Source organism: Streptomyces sp. CBMA123 (assembly GCF_014596465.1).
Lineage (GTDB): Bacteria > Actinomycetota > Actinomycetes > Streptomycetales > Streptomycetaceae > Kitasatospora.
The window spans coordinates 1-7651 of the sequence record NZ_MECK01000247.1 but is presented as its reverse complement, the minus strand read 5'-3'; the positions used below and the strand labels follow the sequence as shown (position 1 = coordinate 7651).

The following is a 7651-nucleotide window of genomic DNA, read 5'->3' as shown; positions in this document are numbered from 1 at the left end:
GTCAGCCGCCCGGTCTGCCGGACCGGGGCCGTCCGGGGCCGCCGTACCCGGCCCCACCACCGGGGCCGCCACCGAACCGGCCGACGGGGCCGCCGACCCGGTCGGCGACACCCTCCAGGAGCGCATCCGCTCCGGCGGACTCCCCCTGCCCGGGCAGGGCACCGCCGTCCCCGACGCCTTCGCCCTCGCCTCCGGCCTGCTCGGGACCGTCCCCGCCCAGGGCCGCCCCGGCGAAACCCGCGCCTCCCGCGAAGGCGAACCCTCCGCACTGCCCGCCGTCCCCCGCCCCCGCTCCGGCACCGCCGACCCGACCGGCACCGCCCGGCCCGAGAGCGCCGGAACTCCCGCCGTCCCGGAGGCCACGGCCCACGACGGGCCCGGCACGGCGCGACCCACCGGTACGGCCACGGACGGCGCCTCGGCCCCCGCCCCGCCGACCGACGGCGGCACACCCGAGACGCTCGCCCTCGCCGACACCGCGACCGTGACGGCCCGGGCGGACGACTCCGCCACCGCGACCGCGGTGCTCGCCCCCATCGCCGCCGGACTGCTGCTCACCGGCGCGGCGATGTGCAAGCACCGGGGGCTGCCGCGCGGACACTGAGCCGCCGTCGGCGGCGCGGGGCTCCCGGCGCCGGCCTCAGGGCGCCGGTTCCCCTTCCAGCGGTGGGAGTTCCCGCCCGGGCAGGGAGCCGGACGGGGAGTCTCGGACGGGGAGTCGGACGGGGTGCTGCCGACGCGGACGGCGCCCGTCGCCGGGCGGAAGGGCTCGGCGTTCGGGTCGGAGTCGATGGTGCAGCGGCGCGGGCCGGCGGACCAGGCCCGGTCGCGGACGTGCCCGAACAGGGCCCGGCCGATGCCATGGCCGATCCGGTCGGGCCCGACGAAGGGCATGGCCGGCTCGCCGGACGGCGGGGCGCCGGTCAGGGCGGCGAACCCCAGCACCCGGCCACCGTCCTCGGCCACCACCGTCGACGCCCGTTCGACGGCGGCGGCGTCCAGCGTCAGCTCCTCCCGGCAGGCGGGCCGGAACGCCTCGTCATGGCCCCAGTGGGCCTTGGCCCGCAGGGCGATGCCAGTGAGCAGCTCGGCCCCGTCCGGGCGGGCGGATCGGATGCGCATGCGGCCCCCTCGCGTCGGCAGCCGGACATCCGTGGCCGGTGTGCGCCGCAACTCGATCGTCCGCCGACGGTTCTACGGCGGCGGGGAGGAACGGGCGGCCGTCGCCGGAGGGCGGTCGTCGACGGGGCGGCCGTCAGCGGAAGACGCCCGGCGGCGGCACCGGGGAAGGCGCCGCGGTGGCGTCGGTGGCCGGGGTGGCGCCGGCGGTGAAGTCGGTGAGGGCCCGGCCGTGTTCGACCCGGCCGAGGGAGGAGTCGGAGGCCACCCGGCGGCTCAGGTCCGCGATCGGCAGCGGGGTATGGGCGGCGGCCAGGACGAGGTTGCCGAAGCGCTTGCCGCGCAGCACGGCGGGGTCGGCCGTCAGGCACAGCTCGGGGAAGACCGCGCCGAGGGTGGCGACCTGGGAACGGGCGAAGGGCAGGGCGCCGCCGTCGGCGATGTTGGCGGTGTACCAGCCGCCGGGGGCGAGGGCGCGGGCCGCGAGGGTGGTGAACTCGACAGTGGTGCAGTGGGCCGGGGTGCGGGCGCCGGAGAAGACATCGGTGATGACCAGGTCGACGCTGCCCTCGGGGGCGCGTTCCAGCACCTCGCGGGCGTCCGCGCCGCGCACCTTGATCTGCCAGCCGCGATCCAGGGGGAGTTCGGCGCGCACGAGTTCGGTGAGCGCGGTGTCGATCTCGGCGACCTGCTGACGGGAGCGCGGCCGGGTGGCGGCCACGTAGCGGGCCAGGGTGAGGGCGCCGCCGCCCAGGTGCAGGACGGTCAGCGGGCGCCCGGCCGGGGCGACCAGGTCGATCAGGTGGCCGAGCCGGCGCTGGTACTCGAAGCCCAGGTGGGTGGGGTCGGCGAGGTCGACCAGGGACTGCGGGGCGCCGTCGATCAGCAGCGTCCAGGCCTGCGGGCGGTCGCGGTCGGGGCGCAGCTCGGCCAGACCGGAGCCGACCGGCCGGGACAGCGGGCCCTGGGCGTGGGTGCGGCCGTCCGAGCCGGTGGTGAGCGCCGGTTCGGGGCTGCGCGCGGCCCTGTTGCTTCGTCCCATGTCGGCCATTATCGCCGGAGGCGACGTAGGGCCGGGGTCGCCGGAGGCGGACACAGGGCCGGGGTCGCCGGAGGCTGCATAAGCAGGAGCCGCCGGAGGCGACACAGGTCAGGCGTCGCCACAGCGGTGCACACCCCGCCCAGGGGCGTGCCGCGGGGATCCGGCCGGAGGCGTACGGGCCCGGCGGGATCCGCGCGGCACGCCGCTAGAACGGGCCGAGGCCGCCTGCGGTGAGCGTGCAGGCGGCCTCGCAGAGGGCGGAGCGGAGCACCCAGGCGTCGGTGGGGCGGGCGGAGCGGCTGGCACCGGAGGGCGGGATCACCCAGCGCGGGTCGGTGGCGCCGGGCACCAGGGCGCCGGCCGTACAGGAGCTGCCGGGCAGGTGCCAGGTCTCCCAGGTGCCGGCCGGGACGAGGAAGGAGACGGTGCTGCCGTTGCGGCTCTGCAGGACGGCCCCGCAGGCGCGGCGCAGTCGCAGGATGTCGACGGCTTCCAGGCCGTGCCGCAGGGCGACCGTCACGGTGTCGCAGCCGGTGACGAGGGTGTCCTCGGCGGGGACGGGGTGGTCCCGGCGCAGTCCGCCGCAGGAGCCGCGGCCGCCTTCGACCGGGCCGCGGCCGGGGAACCGGTCGTCGGCGGGGTCGGGCAGCAGGGCGGGGGCGGCGGCGGCGAGCACGCCCCCGGCGACGGGTCGGTGCTGTGGCAGTCCGGTGGCCATCACGGGCCCTCCTGTTACCTCGTCGGGTCGGAAGCGCTGCCGCCGGGGTGGGGCCTCGGGGGCGGGGACGGGCCGGGGGGCGGCCTGGGCTTCCACGTATCAGGACAACGCGGCGGGAGTGCCGGAGGCCACGGGGCGCTTTACAGCAAGGCATGGCATTTCATGGCGGATATCCGGCAACTACGCCCGCTTTGCACCGCATTGACGGCAGATGTCCTGCCAACCGAGTGTGGCTGATCGGTGACTCCGAGTACTCTCTGCGCCATGGCAGCCACCCCACCGGCCGAGCCGAACCGACCGTCCCCCAACCCCGTGATGCGCGCACTGCGCGGCGACCGCTCACCCGGAGAGTTCGCCATGGCGGTCCGCCGGGCCGCCCGCGAGATCGGCGAGCACGTGTCCTGCGACGCCCGCTACGTCGGACGGGTCGAGTCCGGTGAGATCCGCTGCCCCAACTACGCCTACGAGCGGGTCTTCCGGCACATGTGGCCGGGGCGCACGCTCACCGACCTCGGCTTCGCCCCCCGCACCGCCGTCCGCCGCCGCTCGGCGGACGGCGGCGGGGCGGCCACCGGGGCACCCCCGCCCCACCCGCCACTCCACCCGCCGTTCCCGCCCCTGCCCGCCCCGCGCTCACCACTCTCCACCCAACTCCCGTACGCTGCCTCGCCGTACGCGGATCCATCCGCTCCGGAAGGGCCCCCGTGGCCGTCGGCCGGCGCGGCGCCCAGGGGGCCCGATGGATCGCCCTATCTCGACGAGGAGAACGACGACGTGCGTCGCCGTACGTTCCTGGCCGGCGGCTCGACCGCGCTGGCCACCGTGATCGGCATCGACCGGCCGGCCGCCGCCGGGCCCGTCGCCGGTGCCGGCTTCGGCCCGGCCATCGGTTTCGGCCCGGCCATCGGCCATCGCCCGGTCACCCGCCAAGGTGCCTTCCCCGGCGCGGAGTTCGCCGCGCCCTCGCTGCTCGGCGCCGAGCCGGTGGTGCCCGGCCGGGCGGCGCCGGTGCCGCCGTTGCGCAGGATCGGCGTCGCCGAGGTGCAAGGCGTCGAACAGGCCGTCCGGGACATCAGACTGGCCGACGACGCGCACGGCGCGGACGCCCTGTACGAACTCGCCGGGCAGTCGCTGCGGACCGCCTACGTGCTGCTCGACGAGTGTGACTACAGCGCCGAGACGGAACGTCGGCTCCAGGCCGGTGCCGGTGAACTGGCCATCTCCGTCGGCTGGTTGGCGCATGACTCGAACCGGCTCGCGGACGCCCGCTCGTTCTACGCCGAGGCGCTCGCCACCGCCCGGATGGCCGGGGACGCGGCCCTGGAGGCGCACGTCTTCTGCAACAGCGCCTTCCTCGCCCGGGACGCCGGGCGCCCGCGCGAGGCGCTGCGCGCCGCGCAGGCCGGGCAGGCCGCCGCCCGGGAGCTGGACTCCGCCCGACTGCTCGCCCTGCTGGCGATGCGCGAGGCCGGCGCCTGGGCCGTGCTGCGGGACCGCTCCTCCTGCGAACGCGCGATCGGCCGGGCCTACTCGCTGTTCGACCGGGGGCCGTCGGAGACCGATCCGGAGTGGATGTCCTTCTTCGGGGAGGCGGAGATCGTCGGTCTGCAGTCGCAGTGCTGGTCCGCGCTGGAGGACTGGGACCGCGCCAGCGAGCAGGCCGCGCTGGCCATAGCGCTGCAGGAGCCGCACTTCGTCCGCAACCGGGTGCTGTACACCGCCGAACTGGCCCACGACCGGCTCGGCCGGGGGGACTTGGCGGGCGCGGCGCACCACGGCTCGGCCGCCGTCGCACTGTTCGGCGAGGTCCGCTCGGCCCGGATCCGCAGCATGCTGGCGGACACCGCGGGGCGGCTGCGCGCGCACGCCTCGGTCGCCGAGGTCCGCCGCTTCCTGATCGGGTACGACCAGGCCGCGGCGGCCTGAGCGGTCCTCGCAGGCGCCGCTTCAGTGGCCCTGGTCGAGCCCATCCAGGTGGGACAGGTCGTTCCAGACCTCCACCGCCGGGGCGCCGTACTCCCAGGACAGCACGCACAGCGCCGCCGTGCCGAGCTTGAAGCGCTGGGCGAACTCGGGCGGCAGGCCCAGCCAGCGGGCGGCCAGGATGCGCAGCAGGTGGCCGTGCGCGAACAGGACGACGTCCCGGTCGGCGCAGTGCATGACGGTGGAGTCCGACTCCGGGACGCCGTGCTCCCCGTTCACTTCGGCGAGGAAGGCGTCCACCCGGGCGGCCACGTCGGAGAGCTTCTCGCCGCCGGGCACCCCGTCGCGCCAGATCAGCCAGCCGGGGTGGTCGGTGGCCCGGATGTCGGCGCCGGTGCGGCCCTCGTACTGGCCGTAGTCCCACTCGAGCAGTTCGGGGCGCTCCACCGCGCGGTCGCCGAAGCCGGCCAGGGCGCAGGTCTCCTCGGCGCGGCCGAGCGGGCTGGTGTAGACGAGCGCGTCCGGCAGCCCGTTCCAGGGGGCCTTGGCGAGCCGGGCGCCGAGCGCCCGGGCCATCGCGCGGCCCTCCTCGGTCAGCGGGATGTCGGTGCGGCCGGTGTGGCGGCCGGTGGCCGACCACTCGGTCTCACCGTGGCGGACCAGCACGATTCGGGCGGGCATGGAAGGCTCCTCGCAGCGGGGCGGTCAACGGTCGGTCTCACCCTTGAGCACCGGGCTCCATGATCCCCCACCCGGACGGCGCCCACGATCGCGGGCCCGGAGTAGCGGGCAGGACGGGCCGGTTACGGGCGGAACGAGCCGGAACCGCCCGGTCCGCACCGCGTTGTCGGACCCGGATGCGACACTGGGCCGCACCATGAACGTCTCGACGAACGTCCCGCTGCGCGGGCCCGCTGAGCCGCTCGCCCAGCGGCTCGCCGAGCTGCGCGGACCGGCCCCGCAGCGCAGTCTGAACGCCCGCTCCCTCGCCGCGCTGGCCGCCAATCCCGGCTGCCACCGCCGCGCCGTGCTGGACGCGGCCGGGGTGGACAAGTCCGCGCTGGCCGCCCGGCTCGGCCGCCCCGCCCCCTTCGGGCAGTCCCCGTTCGCGATCGCCCGCGGCGTGATCTTCGAGTCCCGGCTGAAGGCGGACGACCACGCCGCCCTGCTGGAGCCGCTCCGCGCCCACCTCGGCCTTCCCGTGGACGACCACGCCCCACTGCTGGTGCCGGACCTGCTGCACCGCTCCGGCCCGGCCGTACGCGCCGACCGGACGGCCGAGGCACTGGCCCGGGCCGCCGCCGAGCCGGACTCCTGGACGCTGCTGGACCACCCGATGCTGCGCCTCGCCGTGGCCGGCAGCACCGCCTACCTGGAGCCGGACGCCCTGGTGGTGCACGGCGGGCGGTGCACGGTGGTGGAGATCAAGTCCTTCCCGGTGCTGGACGGCAGCGCCGACCCGGCCAAGGTCGGCGCCGCAGCCCGCCAGGCCGCGGTGTACGTGCTGGCGCTCCAGCACGCCGCCGCCGCGGCCGCCGGGCTCCCCCTCGCCGACGACCCGTACACCGAGCAGCGGCTCCCGGGCAGCCCCCGCACCAGCGTGCTGCTGGTCTGCCCGAAGGACTTCGGCAACCGGCCGACCGCCGTCGCCGTCGACGTCCGCCGCGAACTGGCCACCACCCGCCGCCAGCTGAGCCGGATGACCGGCATCGACCGGCTGCTGGCGACGCTGCCGCCGGGCACCGACTTCGACCTGGCCGCCGACGACGGCGGCGTCCCGGCCCGGACCGCCGAGCAGCTGACCGCCTCGGTCGAGACGGTGCCCGCCGCCTACAGCCCGGACTGCCTCTCCACCTGCGAGCTCGGCTTCCACTGCCGCGCCCGGGCCCGCTGCGACGACCGGGTCGAGCAGCTCGGCCGGGGCGTGCGCGGCGAGCTGGGCAGCATCCGTACGGTCGCCGAGGCCCTGGCCGCCGCCGGCGGCGGCGAAGGCACCGGCGGAACCGACGGCAGCGACCGCAGCGCCGACGCGGACGGCGATGGCGACGGCGACGGCGATGGCGACGGCGACGGCGCGCACGAGGCGGCCGAGCGCCTGGCGTACGCGGCCGCCCTGCGCGCGGAAGCCCTGGGCGTGAGGGCATGAGCCTGCTGACCACCCTCGCCCGACTGGAGGCCGTCCGCAGCGGACGGGCCGAGCCGCTGGCCACCGTCCGGCACCGGCACCTGTCGGAGCGGCCCATGGTGCTCGTCCCGCTGACCGCGGCCGGCGAGTCCGGCGCGCCGCTGGCCGTGCTGCTGGGCACCGACCGGGACGCCCCCCGGCTGCACCTGGTGCCGCAGCCGCTCAACCGCACCCTCCGGTTCGACTACCTGGCCGCGCTGGCCGCCGACCTGCTGCCCTACCTGGAGTCCTTCGGCACGGACGTCGAGCAGATCGAGGGCTCCGAGAAGGACCCGGAGACCGGCGAGAAGACCCAGGTGTTCCGCGAACTGTGCGCGGACGCACCACAGTTGATCGTGCCCAACGGCGCGGGCGTGCGCCACCTCGCCCTGATCGGCCGCTCGACCCGGTTCCGCCGCACCGCCGAGGACGCCGACCCGGGCCCCCACCCGGCGCCGCTGCGGGTGCCGCTGCTCGGCCGCTGGCTGACCCACCTCACCGACCGTGCCCAGGTGCCCGGTTCCAGCCTGCTGCTGCCGATGACCGGCCTGCTCGCCCGGCACTGGGCCACCGGCCAGAGCCACCTGGAGGACCAGCACCTGGCGGCCCGGCTGGCCTGGCACGACCCGCCGCCGGGGCTGACCGGCGCGCAGGCCGCCGAGCTGGCCGAGTCCGCCCGCGACGG

5 protein-coding genes and 3 pseudogenes are annotated in these 7651 nt (G+C 76.8%); 4 read left to right on the top strand and 4 right to left on the bottom strand.

What is annotated here, in order from left to right; genetic code table 11:
- Window positions 1-604: pseudogene (locus BG452_RS25450) on the top strand (hypothetical protein); the annotation flags it as partial.
- A gap of 167 nt (window positions 605-771) precedes the next feature.
- Here the strand turns inward: BG452_RS25450 and BG452_RS47780 are convergent.
- From BG452_RS47780 to BG452_RS25435, 3 genes and pseudogenes are all read right to left on the bottom strand, one after another.
- Window positions 772-1122: pseudogene (locus BG452_RS47780) on the bottom strand (GNAT family N-acetyltransferase); the annotation flags it as partial.
- A 133-nt stretch (window positions 1123-1255) separates the two neighbouring features.
- On the bottom strand, window positions 1256-2161 hold the full coding sequence (locus BG452_RS25440; protein ID WP_223242720.1) for a spermidine synthase: 906 nt from the start codon (window positions 2159-2161) through the stop codon (window positions 1256-1258).
- A 205-nt stretch (window positions 2162-2366) separates the two neighbouring features.
- Complete coding sequence (locus BG452_RS25435) at window positions 2367-2879, bottom strand: hypothetical protein (RefSeq protein WP_223242719.1); 513 nt, start codon at window positions 2877-2879, stop codon at window positions 2367-2369.
- Window positions 2880-3143: 264 nt separating this feature from the next.
- On the opposite strand from BG452_RS25435, the gene BG452_RS25430 reads away from it, so the two are divergent.
- Complete coding sequence (locus BG452_RS25430; RefSeq protein ID WP_188306692.1) at window positions 3144-4805, top strand: tetratricopeptide repeat protein; 1662 nt, start codon at window positions 3144-3146, stop codon at window positions 4803-4805.
- Window positions 4806-4826: 21 nt separating this feature from the next.
- Here the strand turns inward: BG452_RS25430 and BG452_RS25425 are convergent, their stop codons facing one another.
- Window positions 4827-5483, bottom strand: a complete 657-nt coding sequence (locus tag BG452_RS25425) for a histidine phosphatase family protein (protein ID WP_188306691.1) — start codon at window positions 5481-5483, stop codon at window positions 4827-4829.
- Window positions 5484-5679: 196 nt separating this feature from the next.
- On the opposite strand from BG452_RS25425, the gene BG452_RS25420 reads away from it, so the two are divergent.
- Complete coding sequence (locus tag BG452_RS25420) at window positions 5680-6948, top strand: hypothetical protein (RefSeq protein WP_188306690.1); 1269 nt, start codon at window positions 5680-5682, stop codon at window positions 6946-6948.
- Window positions 6945-7651 (top strand): annotated as a pseudogene (locus BG452_RS25415) (hypothetical protein); the annotation flags it as partial. The gene BG452_RS25420 and the pseudogene BG452_RS25415, both read left to right, overlap by 4 nt.

Bases quoted from the DNA above. Each gene is read 5' to 3' on its own strand.
- BG452_RS25440 (WP_223242720.1), bottom strand. From the start codon at position 2,161: ATGGGACGAAGCAACAGGGCCGCGCGCAGCCCCGAACCGGCGCTCACC.
- BG452_RS25435 (WP_223242719.1), bottom strand. From the start codon at position 2,879: ATGGCCACCGGACTGCCACAGCACCGACCCGTCGCCGGGGGCGTGCTC.
- BG452_RS25430 (WP_188306692.1), top strand. From the start codon at position 3,144: ATGGCAGCCACCCCACCGGCCGAGCCGAACCGACCGTCCCCCAACCCC.
- BG452_RS25425 (WP_188306691.1), bottom strand. From the start codon at position 5,483: ATGCCCGCCCGAATCGTGCTGGTCCGCCACGGTGAGACCGAGTGGTCG.
- BG452_RS25420 (WP_188306690.1), top strand. From the start codon at position 5,680: ATGAACGTCTCGACGAACGTCCCGCTGCGCGGGCCCGCTGAGCCGCTC.